The organism is Bartonella sp. AC130YNZD, assembly GCF_042196865.1.
Taxonomy (GTDB): domain Bacteria; phylum Pseudomonadota; class Alphaproteobacteria; order Rhizobiales; family Rhizobiaceae; genus Bartonella.
Map to the genome: position 1 here is coordinate 36,478 of NZ_JBHIQZ010000007.1, position 18,965 is coordinate 55,442.

Below are 18,965 nucleotides of genomic sequence, written 5' to 3' on the forward strand. Positions count from 1 at the left end.
TAAATAATAAAAGCACACTATGTATTAATATTCTATGATATAATGTCAATATTATAGCTTTAATTTCTTGTTATTTTTTTTATTTGTGTAGATAGAAAGCAATCTTGCACTTATTGTATTGAAAATTGATATTCACTTCAAAACAAAATTCCTTGTTGCTACATTTGTCTCTTGCTTTTTTTGAGAGAATTTTCATGTAACTTTACCATATATATTCTATACACCTCTGCATTAATAGATGCAACTTTAAAGAGATGCAAACTTTGGATTGGTACTGGGTGTACTTAGATGAAGTAGAAAATAAACTTTGAGGAATGATCATGGCCCTATTACGCTATTTTGGGTTTGCTTTTTTTTTCACGATTATTGGTGTCTTTTTAGGAGGGGTTATTGGTTGGTTTGAAACGGAAAGTATTACTGGTTTTCTTAAATATTTTTTTATTTGCTTTGTTTTAGGAATTTTGGAAATTTCTTTATCTTTTGATAATTCTATTATCAATGCGCGTGTTCTTAGTAGAATGAGTCCATTGTGGCGTCGTCGTTTTCTTATGTGGGGCATTTTGATAGCTGTATTTGGGATGAGAATTGTTTTTCCATTATTGGTGGTTGTCGTTGCTGTTGGGATTAATCCAATTGCGGCAGTCAAATTAGCGATATGGGAACCACATCGATATGCTGAAGTTTTAACCGATGCGCATATGGGGATTGCTGCTTTTGGAGGAACTTTCCTTACGATGGTTGGCTTAAAATATTTTTTTGATTCTGAAAAAGAAGTGCATTGGCTTAATGTTATAGAGAGACCTGCTCAAAAGTTTGGGGCGCTTGTTGGAATTGATATTGCAATTGTTTTGATTTTGATCTTATTGGTTTCAGGTCAGATTGACGCAGAAAATAAAATAACTTTTTTATTGGCAGCACTTTATGGACTTTTAACCTTTATCGGTGTTGAAGTTGTCGGTCATCTTTTGGATACTCCTCAAAAGACTTTAACAACAGTAGCTCACGGGGGAGTAGGGGCGTTTCTTTATTTAGAAGTTCTTGATGCTAGTTTTTCTTTCGATGGCGTGGTTGGTGCTTTTGCCTTTTCACACAACCTTTTTATTATTGCGATAGGTCTTGGTATCGGAGCATTTTACGTTCGTTCTATGACAATTATGTTGGTTGAATCAGGAACATTATTGCATTATCGTTATTTAGAGCATGGTGCTTTTTATGCAATTCTAGTTCTTGCAGTGATTATGTATCTGCAAACGATTATATCGGTTCCTGAAGTTTTAACAGGACTTGTGGGAGTCTGTATTATTGGAATGGCATTATATTCTTCGATTCGTTTTAAGCATCGTCAATTAGATAAACATGTTGTATCTAAGTAATGGAGATTTCTCCCTTTTTCACACTTTTGTTTATCGCATATCTTTGAATAGAAAGAGGGCTTTTATGCAAAATAAAATACTATTTTATTGCTTATTTGCATTTTTTAAAGTTGAGTTCATTGCATAATACTACCCATGAAGGGAATAATATACAATCTCTAGAATACTTTTTGATCTAAATATAAGATAGAAAGCTGATGCTATAATTTTTACCAGCTTTCAATACTATGACAAGCTTTTGCATTAATAGTTCATAAGAGGTCTTTTTGCTGTTTTTTTGAATGATTTCTATTCATACATTGGATTCTCTTTGTAACGTGTAAGAGAATGGTTTTGAAACAGGTTTGAAATGAGAGAATTTACGATATTCTGGACTCTTACTTAAATATGTGCAAAATGATTTATCCTTTATAAATCAGTGTATTATAATGGTAGATTAGAGAAGGATATTTTAAGAGACCATTAAAAGTTCTATACCGGCTTCGTTCATTGTTTTAAGCATAGTGTTTAGTGATCCGTTTACATCAATACCAGCACAGGCATTTAATGAAACACTAACTTTAAAACCGCATTGCATAGCGTGAAGAGCAGAAAATCCGACACAAAAATCAGTTGCTAAGCCACACATAATGAGCTTAGTAAAACCATGTTCTTTAAGATAAACTTGTAAACCTGTTGGTGTTTTTTGATCATTTTCAAGAAAAGCAGAATAGCTATCCATTTTTTGATTATAGCCTTTTCTAAGGATAAGTTGTGCCTTTTCCACTCTAAGAGATGGATGAAATTCTGCTCCTTGTGTTCCTCGTATGCAATGATCAGGCCAAAGTATTTGAGGACCATAGTCAAGAGTGACTGTATCATAGGGCTTTTTTTCAGGATAGCAGGAAGCAAAGCTGCAATGGTTTTTGGGATGCCAGTCTTGGGTTAAGATAATGTGATCAAAATGATTTATGAGATTATTGACGGCGGGTAAAATAGCATCACCTTGTGGTACGGCAAGTGCTCCACCTAGTAAGAAGTCATTTTGAACATCAATGACGATTAAGGCTTTTTTTTCCATAAATATATTCCTATATGAGATGAGCTTTTATCGTATTTTTAAAAAGCTATATGTCGTCTTGAAGTTTTGAAATGATATGCTGGATATTGATATTATTTTTATAATTATCAAGCCAAAAGAGGGGAATGGATAAGTTTTTACAATTGGTTTTATAGTTTTTTACGAATTGTAACCACGTACCAATGGGAAGTGCACTGTATTCATTTGTTGCTACGTGTTGATGCAAAGCTTTCATGATCATTGGACTTGGAACGTCAGATCCCATAAGGCGGCGGTCGTTTTGTAAACGTAATTTAAGCCATATCAAGGCAAGGGGTGAAGTCCATTGCTTTCCGTAGCAAAAAATCGATGAAAAAAGAGAAGGATTTTTTACTGCGTAATATAAAGCCCATAAAGCGAGAAAAGAAGGCGCATAGAGAATTGCTTTTCTTTGTGGTACCATATTACATTGATAAGTCGGTTTAATACGATAAAAATACAATGTTATATCTGGTATGGAAAAGAGAGGCAATGTTTGATAACAGGTTTCAGGTACAGCTAAAAAGATTTGCTTTTTGCTCTTTAGGGGGATGTTTTTTTGCATTCAGGACCATACTGGGGCTTGTGAGATTAGAAAAAATGTACCAATATAAAGCGAAAGCTTTTGATACGACGTAAGTGCTATTTACTGTACAGTTTCAAAAAGCAAAAGCAGTTTTTTCAAAATCCTAATCTTTAATATCGCATAATATAAAGAGAAATTTATGGCACGTCAATTTATCTATCATATGGCTGGGCTTAACAAGTCTTACGGCAATAAAAAAGTTCTAGAAAATATTCATTTGTCTTTTTATCCAGATGCGAAGATCGGTATTTTAGGGCCGAATGGTGCAGGGAAGTCAACTATTTTACGTATTATGGCTGGGCTAGATAAGGAATATACGGGAGAAGCATGGATTTCTGAAGGAGCTCGCTGTGGTTATCTACCACAAGAACCTTTGCTTGATGCGAGCAAAGATGTGCGTGGTAATGTGATGGAAGGTGTTGCAGATAAACAGGAAGTTCTTGAGCGTTATAACGAATTGATGATGAATTATAGCGAGGAAACGGCTGATGAAAGTGCACAGCTTCAGGACATTATTGACAGTCAGAATCTTTGGGATTTAGAAAGTCAAGTGGAAATGGCTATGGCTGCTCTTGGCTGTCCGCCAGCCGATGGGGATGTAACAAAACTTTCGGGTGGTGAGAAGCGGCGTGTTGCACTTTGTAAATTGCTTTTGTCAAAACCTGATTTATTACTTTTGGATGAACCGACAAACCATTTAGATGCTGAAACGACGGCTTGGCTTGAGAGGCATCTACGTGAATATCCTGGGGCTGTGCTTTTGATAACCCATGATCGTTATTTTCTCGACAATGTAACGGGTTGGATTTTAGAATTAGATCGCGGTAGAGGTATTCCTTATGAGGGGAACTATTCTGCTTATTTGGGGGCTAAAGCCAAGCGTTTGGCTCAGGAAGGCCGTGAAGAGGCAGCGCGTCAACGTGCTTTATCACGTGAGCAAGAATGGATCGCTTCTAGTCCAAAAGGGCGACAAGCAAAGTCAAAAGCTCGGATTAAGGCTTATGATGAGTTGGTTCAAGCAGCACGTGAGCGCCGTCCTGGAGAGGCGCAAATCATTATTCCTATTGGAGAAAGATTAGGACAGGTTGTTATTGAGGTTGATAATCTCTCTAAAGCTTATGGTGAACGTGTATTGATTGATTCTCTTTCTTTTAAACTTCCTGCTGGTGGCATTGTCGGCGTTATTGGGGCCAATGGTATGGGAAAGTCGACCTTGTTTAAAATGTTGACGGGACAGGAAAAGCCCGATTCAGGTCAGATACGTATCGGTGAAACAGTTCACATGAGTTATGTGGATCAGAGTCGCGATTCCTTGGTGGGGGATAAAACTGTTTGGGAGGAAATTTCTGGTGGAAATGACATTATTAAATTAGGCAAATATGAGATGAATAGCCGCGCTTATTGCGGGGCTTTTAATTTCAAGGGGGCAGATCAGCAGCAGAAGGTGGCAAATTTATCAGGAGGGCAGCGCAATCGCGTACATTTGGCGAAACTTCTAAAAGAGGGGGGGAATGTGCTTCTTCTTGATGAACCGACAAATGATCTTGATACTGAAACATTGGGTGCATTGGAAGATGCATTGGAAAATTTCGCTGGTTGTGCAGTTATCATATCGCATGATCGTATGTTTCTTGATCGATTGGCAACACATATTTTAGCCTTTGAAGGTGATGGTCATGTAGAATGGTTTGAAGGTAATTTTGCTGAATATGAGGCTGATAAAGTTAGTCGTCTTGGGGCGGAATCTCTTAATCCTAAGCATGCAAATTATAAACCTCTTACACGCTAGAATTTTTATCTTATCTCAACTTTGTTGGAATAATAGTGTATTTTATTGCGTTTGTTATTTCATAAATAAAGAGTGTGTGTACTCTGTGGGAGTTTTTATTCATTGAAAAGAGTAAGAGACACTTTATGAAATTATAGCCTAAATAGGGTTGTTCTAATCATGATATATAACCGGTTATTTCTTGTAAAATTGCAATGAAAAGGAGGAGATGAAGAGTATAGCACTACTTCTACAAATGCTCTGGTCATTGAGCATTACCATCTTTACTTAATAAAAATGCAAGCTGGCATCATCATGTTATTTATTTTTTCTCAATGGTATACAGTTTTTGTTTTGAGGTGGGCATAAAAGATATTTTTATCTATATGTCCTCTCTGTTTATGAGCTGTAAGAGAATGATTTGGATTGATTTATCATGAATATTATAATGAGAAGCAGATGGATAAGATTTGTTCGTTTTTTACATTAGCCTATTTTTTTCATAGTATGATAAAATAGAGAGCACAAAATAGATGAGAATATGCGTTGTATACTTGAATTTTTTTCCTATAAACAAATGTTTATAGGAATGTTGAGGGGATAATTATGAAAAAAAGTGCAAGTTTAGATGCAATGGTTGAGCTGCTGAAAGCGGTCGCAGAAGTAAGCCATTTACGTGTTCTTAGGCTCTTACATCATGAAGATTTAACAATCCCTGATTTTATTTTTATTCTTGATCAGTCGCAAGCATGTATATCACGATATTTACGTTTATTGTACGAAGCACGATTGATTGAGCGTTATCAGAAGGGGGATAGCCTTTATTTTAAGCTTTGTCATGATTTTTGGGGTGAAGACATTGTGATGGGTGTTCTTTCGGCTTTGCCAAAGAATGATGTGTTGTTAGCGCATGATTTAGAACGTTTGAAGGATGTTAAAAAGCAGCGTCAAAAAACGAGGAAGAAGTATTTCTTACAAAATGCGTTGCAACGGGATGTATTACGGTCATCTTATATGGCAGATCATGGTGTAGAAAACGCTTTACTTGAAATCATTGGCGATAAACCATTTCAGACGATGCTGAATATTGGAAGAGGTGAAGACTCTATCTTAAAATTGTTTTCTAATCTTTATACGCATGGGGTTCAAGTCGTGCTTGATAGCAATGTTTTTCACTTGTCTGTTGGAGATACAACTTTTGATTTAGTTATTCTTCATTGGGTTTTACATTTTTTTGAAAACCCTGAAATATTCCTTCATGAGATATCAAGTGTTTTGCGTCCTCATGGCCGTTTATTGATTGTGGATTTTGGTTATCATGAAATTGAGTCTTCATATTCTGATCAAGTGCATATGCGTCTTGGATTTTCGGCTTTACAAATAGAACAATGGCTTAAAAATACGAGACTTGTTCTAGAACAAACGGTTTGTCTTACTCCTATACAAAATGAAAACAGTGAGAAAGGTATGGTTACGCTTTGGCTTGCTCGTGATCCGCGTTTATTAGTTGACGATATCAAAGATAAACAAGTCAATTTTGCATAAATCGCGTTTGTTGACCTGCTTTATTCTCTGATTTTTCTTAAGGAATAGCGTAGAGATAAAACTTTATTCAATCATTGATAATCTATTGTTTTTTACATTTGTATTATGTTTTTATATGAGAGTATTGGTGTTTTACAGGGGCTTGGTGGCTGTGTACTGTGTAATGAAAGCATCTTCTATAGAGTTAAGCCTATGAGGATCGTTATTTAAGGTGTCTTGATATCATATTTGTTTTATTAGCCAATATATTGATTTTTTAGATTTCAATGAGAGGCTCGAATATAGGAATATTTTTTCATTTCAAATTTCCTGTTTCAGAATCCAAAAGAGTCTGTTTGTTTGTTACAAGAGAAGATATTTATCTAAATAATACCGTTTGTAAAAGGAAATACATATTTCTAAATATGAGAGCGGCGGCGATATGATGTAATAGCGCACAATATAATATAGTGATGGCTCATACCTTCATAAATGTCAAAAATGGTGGTACCCAATAGATCTTACGATGTTTCTTTAAACAGGTGCTTAGATAAGAAGTACCTTGGAATTTTTAGTGAGGGGTGCAAAAAGATGCTCTAAAAAGACGAAGGGGTAAAAGGGTAAGACAATGCATGATTTTCATTATTTAAAACACAGCGTTATGAGCGTGTTTGAAAGTCGTAAAGGCAAATGAAAGGGATGGTAAAGATGGCAATAGGTTTTTATCTTTGGGCTTTTATGTTTCGTTCAAAATAAATGATGGCTTTTTTAAGATTACTCAAACAGACGTAAATATTTTTACTCTAATTGGGCATATAAAAGCTGGGACTGTTTACATGGTTCTCATTTGCTCTAGTCTTTATCTCAAGCATATTGCCATGTTAGGAGCAGGTCTTGATTTACAAGTAATAGCAAACGTAAAAGCTTGGTAGATGACGCCATAAAATTACTCATAAATTAGTAATGGATTGAAGTGATATTCTGAATTTTAAAAACATTTTGTACAACAATGGTTATAATAGCGTATCTGACTTTACGTTTATTTCTTCTTACAAGCATTCATATATGGCGTTTGTCTATGTGTTTTTCATTATATTCATAAAAATAAGATTGACGATAATCTATGGATAGTCCGTGGCTGAAAGTAGAAAAGAAAAGCGTGATATTACACTAAAGTTTCGTATCTCTTTATCATGAGAAGTATGAAGGTTATTAAAAAGGTTATTAAATAAGTCCATTTTTCTTGCCAAAAGTGATTTTTTCTTTTTATGCTTACTGCTCATTTTATGATGCAGCCCGTTAGTATAGCGTAAAATTGATAGGGCATCATCGTTTTATGTTTTTTATCCATATGCTTTTTCTTGTTTGTGATGTGCCGTAGTATGGCTATTCATTGATTCAATAGACGAAGGTTTAAAATAAGGGAATCTCACGTTCTTGAGATCTCTCATGTAAGTTGTAAAATGATGAGTTATGATTGTAAATCAATGCATTATTTACGTTAGAAGAACAGACTATAACAATTTTTGAGCATAGAAACTACTGTGTGTATTATTTTACGGGATCATTTAAATGATAGAGATTAAGAGAAACGGTCTGCATTGATCTCGGTTTGTTATGTTAAAATGCGTTAGAGCCTGTTGGTTATTGTAAAATAGTTTATCGTTATTTGGAATGATTATAGGACGTGATTCGAAAAAAATACCTTCAGAGTTCTCATTTTTTCATAAAATTAAGCTGTTTAAATTCTTCATTGATTGTTACATGAGAGATGCGACAATATTTTAATAATCATTTACAGAATTTTTTATGAAGATAGATAAGATTTTAAAAATCTACATTTTTATTTTTGTGGTGATTGCTGTTGGAAAAGTGATTCTACTTTTATATAGTTTGATTTTTATAGGGTGGATACGTAGAAATTACGGTTTTTTTTGATTATGATTATCAGAGTTATGAAAGAAACTATTTAAAAGTTATAATGATCGTAGATTCCAATTGATGCTTCTTGAAATAAAATTGCTTCAAATTGGGTCATTTTAAACTTTTTTTGCCTAAATTTAAACATTTTTAAACAATTTATAACTCTTTTATGTTTTTTTGCGTAGAAGATGATAAGAATTTCTTGTTGTTTAAAGAATTTTATTCCATAGCAAGAATATTGCATCGGCTATCTTAGTGGTTGATGTGAGAGGACGATCGGGGAACCTCCTCCCCCCCCCCCGCGTGGATCCCCTAGATTGTCTGGCCTGACTGAGGATTTCCTCAGTCAGGCTTTTTATAATTGTTTTGGGGGATGTTGTAGCGTGTTATTAGGGGAAGTGTAAGATCTGTTATTGTTTCGCCTATACTACCTAAATACATAGAGGGGCAGTTTTTGTTGGGCGGATAGTGTTAGCGTATTCATTTTCAATAATTTGATTTTTCTTTATTGAAGCATCGTTGAATGCTATAAGGAGAATCATAAAAGGAATCTATGTTTGTGTTCTATGATCTTTAGGTAAGAGATAATGGAATCTTTTTCGCGTCGTATTGTTTTTATTTTATTTGTATTTTTTATTTTTGGCGCTGTCTTTTTTGCTTCTCAAAGTAGTGCTGTTTATCAGTTTTTTTCCGGTCGCTCTTCTTTTTCTTCTCAGAAGCTTGATGTAACAGAGGAGGAGTTGTTAGAGAGATTGTCTGTATCTTTTCCAGATATTATCAAGCATCTTTCTAAGATGAGTCCTCAACAGCAAGAGGTGTTTATTGCGCAGCTGCGTCGTGATGTAATTGCGCTTGCTTTTAAAAGTGGTCAGAGTCGTGAGCAGGCTCACAAATCTGGTGAAACTGTTGCTATGGCTCTTTCAAAAGCGATTTCTCGTCCTTCCATTGCTAATGCTTATTTTTAGCTATTTTTTTAATCGCGCTTTTGGGTTTTATTTTAAGGAGCAAGAGCTTTTCGTGAAGTCTTGAAAAGTGTGAGGAGATAATTAATTTGTAAGGTATTAACAAAATTTATCTCTCAAAAGGTAAGCAATTGGAGTATAAGGGTAATGTTGCAATCATTACAGGAGTGATAGAAAGTCTATCAAGGGTATTGGTCCAAGTTAATTGCATTATCAATCGCTACAATGACAAAAGCAGTATTGACTATAAAAAACACGTTAACCGTGTTTTATATGCCGGTTATTTTTTTATTTGATATGAGAAAATAAAAATTTTTTAAAGGATTTAAGCTTTCTTTGTTCTACGGATTTTAGGATATTTATCCACTTGTATGATTTCTGAAAATGAAGTGCAAGGCTGATAAGATGGTAGTCTGTGACAAAGAAAAAAATATTTGAATGAAGATGAGGGTTTATTTTTATTTAAAAGGCTTTGGGGGTATTGAGTTTCCTAACATTTTTCAAAAAAACAGACAAAAGTAATTGTTAAGCTTTGTTGTAGAGATAAAGACGGATATAGCTTTTTTAGCATATTGTTTTATAATGGTAATTTGTCATTTTCATATTAAGTGAGAATCTTAAGAATTGCAAAATTCTCTCGTTTTAAATTTATTCATGGTGAAAAAATCAAAATCACTTTCTTGTGCACTACAAGTGAGAGGCTTGTGTGGATAAAAGCTCTTTCAAAAAAAGAAGTAAAAAGCTTCTTTGAGGCATCTTGAGAGCTAAAAGTCTGTTGCAATATTTTGAATTGGTAAAGAGTATGATGGTTTTAGTATATTTATGAATTTTTTATGCGCAATGATGGGAGCGGGGATTTGTTTTATGATTTGTTGGGGTTTTATCGGACATAAAGAGTGCTGTGGGTGTTTATTAACCAGAGAGAAGTATTGATAACAGTTTATATTTTTTGTGAAACTTTTTTGATATTGAGGATCTTCGGTAAAAAGATATTCTTGTCTCTCTTGCTTTGAGGGATTGATCTCAATAAAAAAATTAATAATCTTATGTAAAAAATGTTACATCTATTTAAGATGCGATTTTTCTAATATAAAAATTGATTTATAGAATAGCGATAGCCGCAATTTATAGATTATATCATTTTATTTAATACGCTATAAGATTAATTATAGTCTCTTTATTTTCTTTATTTTATGATATAGAGCAATCTATGATTTTTGCATAAAGAGATATTCTTTTATTTTATAATTTTAGCTTGAAATTGTCTTACTATTTCCTTTTTAAAGACGTTATTTTGCTTTCTTTTTTGTATAATACATTTGCAAATTACTTGCGGCTAGAATTTGAGAATGTTTGAGTGAAGAGAAAGAAAATGCAATTTTTGAAAATCTTGTTAAATACAGCGTGTGCTGTATTTTTTGTATTTGATGTAAGTTGGACTCATAGTGTCTTAAATGTTGCGGAATCAGGAGAATCCTCAGTGATTGTTGCTTCTAAGATTCCTGATCGTCCTTATGAGTTTCTTATTCAGAAATTTGCGAATAAATATAATGTTCCCGTTAATTTAGCACATGCTGTTGTAAAAGTTGAAAGTAATTATAAGGCAGGTATAAAGGGGGCTGCTGGCGAAATAGGTTTGATGCAAATTAAACCCTCTACGGCACGAGGGTTGGGCTTTAGTGGTTCTGTACAGGATTTGTATGATCCTGCGACCAATCTTGAATATGGTATGCGTTATTTGGCACGGGCCTATAAACTCAGTGGTGGAAGTACATGTGGTACAATCCTTAAATATAATGCAGGCCATGCTGCAAAAAAAATGAATTCTATTTCAGCGAAATATTGCGCAAAAGTAAAGACTTATCTGGCTTCATTAAAATAAAAACATCTGTTGAGAGAGGTTTGTCATAAAATATTTTAAGATGCTATTTTCACGGAGCAGAAAATGTTTTATAAATCAGTATGTCAGTCGGCTGGGCAGCCGCGCTTGTCTGATACTGAAATACGGCAGGTGAGGAAAGTCCGGGCTCCATGGAAAGACGGTGCCGGGTAACACCCGGCAGGGGTGACCCTAGGGAAAGTGCCACAGAAAGTAAACCGCCTATTTTTATAGGTAAGGGTGAAAGGGTGGAGTAAGAGCCCACCGCGCATTCAGTAATGAATGTGGCAAGGTAAACCCCACCGGGAGCAAGACCAAATAGAAATGACGTGCAAAATTTAATTTGCAGCCGATTTCCGGGCGAGTCATTCGGGTAGGTTGCACGAGGCGGATGGTAACATCCGTCCCAGATGAATGGTTGCCATGTAAAGTGTAAGCTTTACTCTACAGAACCCGGCTTATAGGCCGACTGATATTTCATGATGATAGGCGATATTTTATAAGATCAATTATATATGGTCTTTTATGGAGTCTATGTGTTTGAAATGGACACTTGAGCAAAGGGTGTTAAAAAAAAATTATAACATTTCTTTAAGTATAATGCGTTAGGATCTGTTTTGGGATAACTTTAGTTTTTTCGTTCATTGTGATTAATGTGAAAGTTGAAGACCAGGTTATTCTAAGATCAGTTGCCATGAGAGAGCTGTTGATTTAAGACAGCATAACTTCAAGACGGATTATTTTGATAAAGCAGGATCAAAGAGCTGAACGCCATATTCCAGTGTTGTTGCAGCCAGTTTTGGCTGGGCTTATGCCATTGGTTGGAGCAAAAGTGATTGATGGCACCTTTGGTGCTGGTGGTTACACGCGCGCTTTGTTAAAGGCAGGGGCACAGGTGATCGCTCTTGATCGTGATCCTCATGCTATCAGTGCGGGACAATCGCTTGTTGAAGAATTTTTTCCACGCCTTCGTTTGGTCCATATGGCGTTTTCACAGCTCGATCGTGTCGTTGAAGAGAAGGTGGATGCAGTTATTTTGGATATTGGTGTCTCTTCAATGCAGCTTGATGAAGCAGAAAGAGGTTTTTCTTTTCAAAAAGATGGTCCATTGGATATGCGAATGGCTCAGACTGGTTTTACAGCAAGCGATGTTGTCAATCATTTAAAAGCAAGGGATTTGGCACGTATTTTTAAGATATTAGGGGAAGAGCGTTATGCGGGGCGAATTGCACGGATGATTGAAAAGCGTCGTGTTGTACAGCCTTTTTTGCGTACAGGTGATTTGGCGTATGCTATCGAAGCGTTGATAGGACGTAAGCCGGGAGATCGCATTCATCCGGCAACACGTGTATTTCAGGCTCTTCGTATCTATGTTAATGATGAAATTGGTGAATTGGCATGTGGTTTATTTGCTGCTGAACGCGTTTTAAAAGCTGGAGGCCGTTTGGGGGTTGTCAGTTTTCATTCTATTGAAGATCGTATGGTCAAAAGATTTTTTTCGGCTCGTTCTAGAGAGTGTATGAGATCACGCTATCTTCCTGAAATAAAGGCTGCTCCAGCAACATTTTTCCCTTTGTTTAGAGGTGGGATCACGGCAACTAAAGAGGAGTTACAGAAAAATCCTCGTTCACGTTCTGCGAGGTTGCGTATTGGTGTACGGACTGAAGCAGAGGCTCTTGCAGCAGATATGAAATTATTTGGTTTAGCAGAGATTGCCAGTTTTGAAGGCAGTAAAAAATGACAGTTTTTCGTACATTTGATATGATTTTAGTGTTGATTATGATTTGTATGGCAGGACTTACTTATAAGGTAAAATATGATGTTCAAAAACGAATGAACGAAGTTCTTCATCTTGAGCATGAAATTGCTGCAGCAAAAAATACGGTAAGTTTGCTTCATGCTGAGTGGGCTGTGATGATAAGGCCTTCACGCATGCAAAAACTTGCGAAACGTTATCAGAAAGAACTTGGGTTAGAGGTTATACAGCCGCGTCAAATCGTGGAGTTTAAAGACATTCCGGTACGGATACATGATCAAATTGAAGAAGTGATTAAACAAAATATCTTGGAAGATAATCAGGATATTTTGACAAATAATCGGGCTTCTCAGATCAATAGTGTTGTCCAAAAAGGCGCGCAGTAATGAAATCGACTTTTTTATTCTCACAGAAGAAAAAGCGCTTAAAGAACTCGTTGAATAATCATAATGTTTCTGTTCGTCGTCCCTATTCTAGTCGTCCACGTTTGCTTTTTTCGTTGTTCTGCTTTTTAATTTTATATGGCATCATGGGGGCTTGCCTTATTTCTTATGGGTTGGAAGGCGGACAGATTGAAGAAGCAAAGGGGCCAGGAGTTCTTCAATTGATGGCACGGCCTGATATTGTTGATCGTAATGGTCGTTTATTGGCAACAGATATTAAAACTTATTCACTTTTTGCTGAGCCACGACGTATTATTGATGTGGATGAAACAATTGAATTGCTCTCAACAGTTTTGCCTGATCTTAATTGGCAGGAAACCTATAAGCGCTTAAAAAGAAAATCTAGTTTTTCTTGGATACAGCGGGGGTTAACACCAATGCAGAAGACGCAAATTATGGCTCTTGGTATACCAGGAATTGGTTTTCGGACTGAAATTCGTCGCTTTTATCCTGATGGACCTGTAACTTCCCATATTCTCGGTATGGTGAATGTTGATAATCAGGGCATTGCAGGTATGGAAAAATATATTGATGATGCGGGGTTGAGTGCTTTGCGTGCCGCTGGTCTTGCCATGGAAGAATCATTAAAACAAGTTCAGCTTTCGATTGATGTGCGTGTTCAGGCAATTGTTCATGATGAACTTATTCAGGCTATGAAGCGTTATAAGGCAATTGCTGCAGGAGCTGTTATTTTAAATATACATACGGGGGAAGTTTTGGCTTTGGCATCACTACCAGATTTTGATCCTGGAAATCCTATCGAAGCTTTAAAAAGTGATCGTCTCAATCGGATGACGGCAGGAGCTTTTGAAATGGGATCAATTATTAAAAGTTTTACGACCGCCATGGCACTTGATTCCAATATTTTTCATTTAAACAGTATTATTGATGCTTCAAAGCCAATAAAAGCAAGTAGTGGGTATACTATTCATGATTTTCATGGAAAAAATCGACCCTTAACGTTATGGGAGGTTTTTATTTATTCTTCTAATATTGGTTCTGCTAAAGAGGCATTGGCGATAGGGATTGATAAACATCGTGGTTTTTTACAAAAACTTGGATTACTGGATCGTCTCACAATAGAGTTGCCTGAAGTTGCCCACCCTATTGTGCCACATCATTGGAAGGATATACATTCTATGACGATTTCTTTTGGGCATGGTATGGCAACAACACCCTTGCAAACAGCTGTCGGGGCTGCTGCTTTAATGAATGGTGGTTGGTTAATTGCTCCGACATTTTTAAAACGGACAAAAGAACAAACTCTGCACCATGCAAAACGGGTTTTGCAGGCTAAAACAAGTCAAAATATGCGTTACCTTTATCAATTAAATAGTGATATTGGTTCTGGACGTAATGCAAAAGTAGAAGGCTATCGTGTAGGTGGTAAGACAGGAACAGCTGAAAAAGTTGAAAATGGAAAATATTCTAAAACAAAAAATTTCAATAGTTTTCTTGCTGCTTTTCCTATTGAAGATCCTGTTTATGTTGTTTTAACAATTATCGATGAACCAAAGCCAGAGGAGGGACAGCGTTCAGCAACAGCGGGAATGAATGCTGGACCAATGCTTGCTAATATTGTTCGTCGCACAGCTAGTTTTCTTGGTGTAAAACCCGATTTTAAAAAAGAATATGAGCTTCTTTTAAGTAAAAAGAGCAATTCAAGTTTCGTTAAACAACGGTAAAATGAATATAAAGGTGCGTTATCATGTTGTTGGGAACAGTTTTTACAGAATGTGTTGAAGATGAAAGTCTTTCTTCAATAGAAATAACAGGAATAAGTGTGGATTCTCGGCAAGTTTTGCCGGGCTATGTTTTTGTCGCTGTTCAAGGGAAAAAAAGTGATGGAAGACACTATATAGATGATGCAATAAAGCGTGGCGCACGAGCAATCGTTACAGACTGTCATGCTGTTCTTGAGGATTTATCTGTTCCCATTTTACGTGTTTCTAATGTTCGTCATAGTTTAGCGTTGGCAGCTGCACGTTTTTACGGTTCTCAGCCTGAAACGGTCGTTGCTGTGACTGGTACAAGTGGTAAAACATCTGTTGTCTCTTTTCTTCGGCAAATTTGGACTTATGCTGGATTTTGTGCTGCGAGTATAGGAACGGTTGGTGTTGTTTCTCCTAAACGGAATGTTTATGGTTCTCTCACAACACCTGATCCGGTCGTCTTGCACCGTCTTCTTTATGAAATTTCTCATGAAGGTGTGACTCATGCAGCTCTTGAAGCTTCTTCGCATGGGCTTGATCAAGGACGACTTGATGGAGTCCGTTTAACGGCTGGTGCCTTTACTAATTTAGGGCGAGATCACATGGATTATCACACGGGGGTAGAGGATTATTTGCGGGCTAAAATGAGGTTGTTTGATACACTTTTGCCTGTATCTGCTCCTGCTTTGATTTTTGCTGATGATGTTTATTCACAAAAGGTTATTGATGTTGTTACACAAGCGCGCCGCCGTGTTTTGACAATTGGTCGTAAGGGGCAATTTATCACGATTAATCGTGTCGAACATCAACGCTCAAAACAGTGTATTGAGTGTCGTGTGGAAAATAATATTTATACATTTGATTTGCCTTTAGCTGGAGATTTTCAGGTAGCCAATGCGCTTATGGCAGCGGGGTTAGCAATTGCAACGGGTACTTCACCTCGTAAGGTTTTTTCTGCGCTTGAAACTTTGCAGGGGGCACCTGGGCGGTTAGAGTTTGTGGGAAAGACAGAAAATAATGCCCTTGTTTATATTGATTATGCTCATAAACCAGAAGCTTTGGAGCAGGTTTTGCTTTCTGTTCGTCCCTTTACGCAAGGGCGCTTGATTGTTGTTTTTGGTTGTGGAGGAGATCGTGATCAAGGGAAAAGACCTTTGATGGGAAAAATTGCCGCGGATAAAGCGGACATTGTTATTGTAACGGATGATAATCCTCGCACAGAAATGCCAGAAAAAATACGCAAGGATATTTTACAGGCGGTGCCAACAGCAATAGAGATAGCAGATCGTGGTGAGGCTATTTCTTACGCGGTGGAGCTTTTGAAAGTTGGTGATACATTAATCATTGCTGGAAAAGGTCATGAGGATGGCCAAATTATAGGGCAGACAACTTATCCTTTTTCAGATCGTCTGAAAGCGATAGAAGCTTTAGAGGACCGAAAGAAATGACAGCTTTATGGGATAAGCAAGCACTTGTTGCTGCAGTTAATGGTGTTGTAATGGGAAGCCTGCCAGAAACTTTTTCTGGGGTTTCCATTGATAGCCGTACTCTTGCGGAAGGTGATGTTTTTTTCTGCATTAAAGGGCATCATCTTGATGGTCATGATTTTGCTGCGCAAGCTTATGAACGAGGTGCAGGCGTTCTTATCGTTGCGGAACACCGTTTGAGGGATATGAAAAAGATATCGGCTCCACTCATTGTCGTTCCTGATGTTTTGAAAGCTTTAGAACAACTTGCACAAGCTGCACGCAAACGTTCAAGAGCTAAGATTATCGCGATAACAGGATCGGTGGGAAAAACAACGACAAAAGAAGCTTTGAAACAAGCACTTGCAACGGCTGGGAATGTTCATGCGAATCTCGCTTCTTTAAACAATTGCTGGGGGGTTCCACTCACTTTAGCGCGGATGCCTGTGGAGAGTGATTATGGTATCTTTGAAATTGGCATGAATCATAGAGATGAAATTCGCCCTCTGGTCAAACTGGTTTGTCCGCATGTTGCTCTCATTACGCATATTTGTGCAGGACATATGGTTTTTTTCAAAGATCTTGAAGAAATAGCAAAGGCAAAAGCTGAAATTTTTGAAGGATTAGATGAAAAAGGAATTGCCATTTTAAATGCGGATAGTGATTTTTTTTCTTATCTCGTTCAAAAAGCAAAGAAATGCAGTGTAAAGAAGATCTTAAGCTTTGGTGAGACTAAAGATGCTGATTATCAAGCGGAAGATATACGTCTTCTAACTGATAGTACTTCTATGATTGTGCGTATTGGGGGGAGGGATAGGGAGGTTCAAATTGGTGCTCCCGGACGCCATATTGCGCAAAATAGTTTAGGGGTTATTGCTGCTTGTGATGCTATGGAGGTTGAGTTAGAGCCTGTTTTTCTTTCTTTTCGCTATTTTTCTTCTCAAAAGGGGCGAGGTGTTCGTTATCGACTGTCTTTATCAAATGGGGGTGAATTTTATCTCATTGATGAAAGCTATAATGCAAATCCTGCTTCTATGCGTGCTGCACTTGAGCTTCTTGCTACAGGACCTGTAGGGAAAGGGGGGCGGCGAATTGCTATTTTAGGAGATATGCTAGAGTTAGGGGAGTATAGTGAAAAGCTTCATCGTGATTTAATAAAACCAATACGTCTTTCTGGTGCTAATCCGGTTTTTCTATTTGGTGAGGCGATGAAATCTTTAGTCAGTGATTTGTCTTCTGGTGTTAAGGTTCATTATACTGAAAATATTGAGAAAATTTTACCGCTTCTTTTAGCAGAAATTTCTTCTGGGGATCTGCTGATGGTTAAATCATCCAATAGCCTTTGTTCATCAAATATTGTGACTGCATTGCTTGATCGCTATAAAGCGGTTTCTTCATAGTTTTAAGAGGTTTTTTTGTACAATGATGTTGTTTTTTTCTTCGTTTAGTGATTGGCTTCCAGGTGTGAATGTATTTCGTTATATTACTTTTCGCACGATAGCGGCTATGCTTACTTCGGGGCTTATCGTCTTTTTGTTTGGACCTAGCATCATTGCTTCTCTTAAATTGCGGCAGGGTAAGGGGCAACCGATTCGTGCTGATGGTCCTCAAACACATTTTAAAAAGGCTGGAACACCTACAATGGGTGGATTGATGATTTTAATCGGCATTGTGGTATCGGCATTTTTATGGGGTAATTTATCGAATATTTACTTTTGGGTATCGCTATTGGTTATGCTTTCTTTTGGGGGAATTGGATTTTATGATGATTATCTTAAGGTCGCAAAACAAACAGACAAAGGATTTTCTGGGAAAGCACGATTAAGCTTGGAGTTTTGTGTTGCGGCAATTGCGGCTTTTGCCATCTTGAAAATTGGTTCATCTGGATTAGCTTTGCCTTTTTTAAAAGATTATCTTATCAATTTGGGCTGGTTTTTTATTCCTTTTTCTGCTTTCGTCATTGTTGCGACGGGTAATGCGGTTAATTTAACGGATGGACTCGATGGGCTTGCTATTGTTCCTGTGATGGTTGCAGCTTTATCTTTTGCTCTGATTGCTTATCTTTCTGGTAATATGAATTTTGCTGATTATCTCCAAATCCATTATGTATCGGGAACAGGTGAATTGGCTATTTTATTGGGAGCTGTTGTTGGGGCAGGGCTTGGTTTTTTATGGTTTAATGCACCACCTGCAGCTATTTTTATGGGAGATACTGGTTCATTGGCTCTTGGAGGGCTCTTAGGGACTGTTGCGGTTGCTACGAAACACGAAATTGTTTTGGTTCTTATTGGTGGGCTTTTTGTTGTGGAAGCTTTTTCGGTCGTTATTCAGGTTAGTTATTTCAAATTAACAAGAAAACGCGTGTTTCTTATGGCACCGATACATCATCATTTTGAGAAAAAAGGCTGGACTGAAAGCCAAGTCGTGATACGCTTTTGGATTATTTCGATTGTTCTCGCTCTCATAGGTCTTTCAACACTTAAATTGCGGTGAGA

Annotated in this window: 14 protein-coding genes and 1 other RNA gene; 13 read left to right on the forward strand and 2 right to left on the reverse strand. The window is 36.9% G+C overall.

The window, feature by feature from the left end:
• Positions 1–320 precede the first annotated feature (320 nt).
• Entirely contained in the window at positions 321–1,373 is a 1,053-nt protein-coding gene (locus tag ACFINU_RS04340; RefSeq protein WP_375618208.1) for a DUF475 domain-containing protein, read from the forward strand.
• Positions 1,374–1,824: 451 nt separating this feature from the next.
• On the opposite strand, the gene pncA is transcribed toward ACFINU_RS04340, so the two are convergent.
• Positions 1,825–2,433: a bifunctional nicotinamidase/pyrazinamidase gene (pncA, locus tag ACFINU_RS04345; protein WP_375618209.1), complete on the reverse strand. Its 609-nt coding sequence runs from the start codon at positions 2,431–2,433 to the stop codon at positions 1,825–1,827.
• Positions 2,434–2,479: 46 nt separating this feature from the next.
• Entirely contained in the window at positions 2,480–3,016 is a 537-nt protein-coding gene (locus ACFINU_RS04350; protein WP_375618210.1) for a hypothetical protein, read from the reverse strand.
• A 160-nt stretch (positions 3,017–3,176) separates the two neighbouring features.
• Here ACFINU_RS04350 and ettA point away from each other — a divergent pair, with 160 nt between their 5' ends.
• From ettA to mraY, 12 genes are all read left to right on the forward strand, one after another.
• Positions 3,177–4,826 (forward strand): energy-dependent translational throttle protein EttA, encoded by a 1,650-nt coding sequence (gene ettA / locus ACFINU_RS04355; protein ID WP_375618211.1) that lies wholly within the window; start codon positions 3,177–3,179, stop codon positions 4,824–4,826.
• Between the two features lie 585 nt (positions 4,827–5,411).
• On the forward strand, positions 5,412–6,350 hold the full coding sequence (locus ACFINU_RS04360; protein WP_375618212.1) for an ArsR/SmtB family transcription factor: 939 nt from the start codon (positions 5,412–5,414) through the stop codon (positions 6,348–6,350).
• A 650-nt stretch (positions 6,351–7,000) separates the two neighbouring features.
• A complete protein-coding gene (locus ACFINU_RS04365) occupies positions 7,001–7,261 on the forward strand; it encodes a hypothetical protein (RefSeq protein WP_375618213.1) in 261 nt (86 codons plus the stop codon).
• A gap of 1,578 nt (positions 7,262–8,839) precedes the next feature.
• Entirely contained in the window at positions 8,840–9,217 is a 378-nt protein-coding gene (locus ACFINU_RS04370) for a hypothetical protein (protein ID WP_375618214.1), read from the forward strand.
• A gap of 1,369 nt (positions 9,218–10,586) precedes the next feature.
• Entirely contained in the window at positions 10,587–11,096 is a 510-nt protein-coding gene (locus ACFINU_RS04375) for a lytic transglycosylase domain-containing protein (protein ID WP_375618215.1), read from the forward strand.
• Positions 11,097–11,179: 83 nt separating this feature from the next.
• Positions 11,180–11,570, forward strand: an RNA gene (gene rnpB / locus ACFINU_RS04380) — RNase P RNA component class A.
• Between the two features lie 265 nt (positions 11,571–11,835).
• Positions 11,836–12,834: a 16S rRNA (cytosine(1402)-N(4))-methyltransferase RsmH gene (rsmH, locus tag ACFINU_RS04385; protein ID WP_375618216.1), complete on the forward strand. Its 999-nt coding sequence runs from the start codon at positions 11,836–11,838 to the stop codon at positions 12,832–12,834.
• Positions 12,831–13,235: a hypothetical protein gene (locus ACFINU_RS04390; RefSeq protein WP_375618217.1), complete on the forward strand. Its 405-nt coding sequence runs from the start codon at positions 12,831–12,833 to the stop codon at positions 13,233–13,235. The genes rsmH and ACFINU_RS04390 overlap by 4 nt, the downstream gene beginning before the upstream one ends.
• The gene (locus ACFINU_RS04395; protein WP_375618218.1) at positions 13,235–14,977 is read left to right on the forward strand and encodes a peptidoglycan D,D-transpeptidase FtsI family protein; all 1,743 of its coding nucleotides are present in this window, start codon (positions 13,235–13,237) and stop codon (positions 14,975–14,977) included. Before ACFINU_RS04390 ends, ACFINU_RS04395 begins: the two co-directional genes overlap by 1 nt.
• 23 nt (positions 14,978–15,000) lie before the next feature.
• Positions 15,001–16,452 (forward strand): UDP-N-acetylmuramoyl-L-alanyl-D-glutamate--2,6-diaminopimelate ligase, encoded by a 1,452-nt coding sequence (locus tag ACFINU_RS04400; protein WP_375618219.1) that lies wholly within the window; start codon positions 15,001–15,003, stop codon positions 16,450–16,452.
• The gene (gene murF, locus ACFINU_RS04405) at positions 16,449–17,870 is read left to right on the forward strand and encodes a UDP-N-acetylmuramoyl-tripeptide--D-alanyl-D-alanine ligase (protein ID WP_375618220.1); all 1,422 of its coding nucleotides are present in this window, start codon (positions 16,449–16,451) and stop codon (positions 17,868–17,870) included. The genes ACFINU_RS04400 and murF overlap by 4 nt, the downstream gene beginning before the upstream one ends.
• Positions 17,871–17,892: 22 nt before the next feature.
• Positions 17,893–18,963, forward strand: coding sequence for a phospho-N-acetylmuramoyl-pentapeptide-transferase (gene mraY / locus ACFINU_RS04410; RefSeq protein WP_375618221.1), 1,071 nt, complete (start codon positions 17,893–17,895; stop codon positions 18,961–18,963).
• Positions 18,964–18,965 lie beyond the last annotated feature (2 nt).

Excerpts from the sequence above, each read along its gene's own strand:
- ACFINU_RS04340 (WP_375618208.1), top strand. The coding sequence starts at position 321 with ATGGCCCTATTACGCTATTTTGGGTTTGCTTTTTTTTTCACGATTATT.
- pncA (WP_375618209.1), bottom strand. The coding sequence starts at position 2,433 with ATGGAAAAAAAAGCCTTAATCGTCATTGATGTTCAAAATGACTTCTTA.
- ACFINU_RS04350 (WP_375618210.1), bottom strand. The coding sequence starts at position 3,016 with ATGCAAAAAAACATCCCCCTAAAGAGCAAAAAGCAAATCTTTTTAGCT.
- ettA (WP_375618211.1), top strand. The coding sequence starts at position 3,177 with ATGGCACGTCAATTTATCTATCATATGGCTGGGCTTAACAAGTCTTAC.
- ACFINU_RS04360 (WP_375618212.1), top strand. The coding sequence starts at position 5,412 with ATGAAAAAAAGTGCAAGTTTAGATGCAATGGTTGAGCTGCTGAAAGCG.
- ACFINU_RS04370 (WP_375618214.1), top strand. The coding sequence starts at position 8,840 with ATGGAATCTTTTTCGCGTCGTATTGTTTTTATTTTATTTGTATTTTTT.
- ACFINU_RS04375 (WP_375618215.1), top strand. The coding sequence starts at position 10,587 with ATGCAATTTTTGAAAATCTTGTTAAATACAGCGTGTGCTGTATTTTTT.
- ACFINU_RS04390 (WP_375618217.1), top strand. The coding sequence starts at position 12,831 with ATGACAGTTTTTCGTACATTTGATATGATTTTAGTGTTGATTATGATT.
- ACFINU_RS04395 (WP_375618218.1), top strand. The coding sequence starts at position 13,235 with ATGAAATCGACTTTTTTATTCTCACAGAAGAAAAAGCGCTTAAAGAAC.
- ACFINU_RS04400 (WP_375618219.1), top strand. The coding sequence starts at position 15,001 with ATGTTGTTGGGAACAGTTTTTACAGAATGTGTTGAAGATGAAAGTCTT.
- murF (WP_375618220.1), top strand. The coding sequence starts at position 16,449 with ATGACAGCTTTATGGGATAAGCAAGCACTTGTTGCTGCAGTTAATGGT.
- mraY (WP_375618221.1), top strand. The coding sequence starts at position 17,893 with ATGATGTTGTTTTTTTCTTCGTTTAGTGATTGGCTTCCAGGTGTGAAT.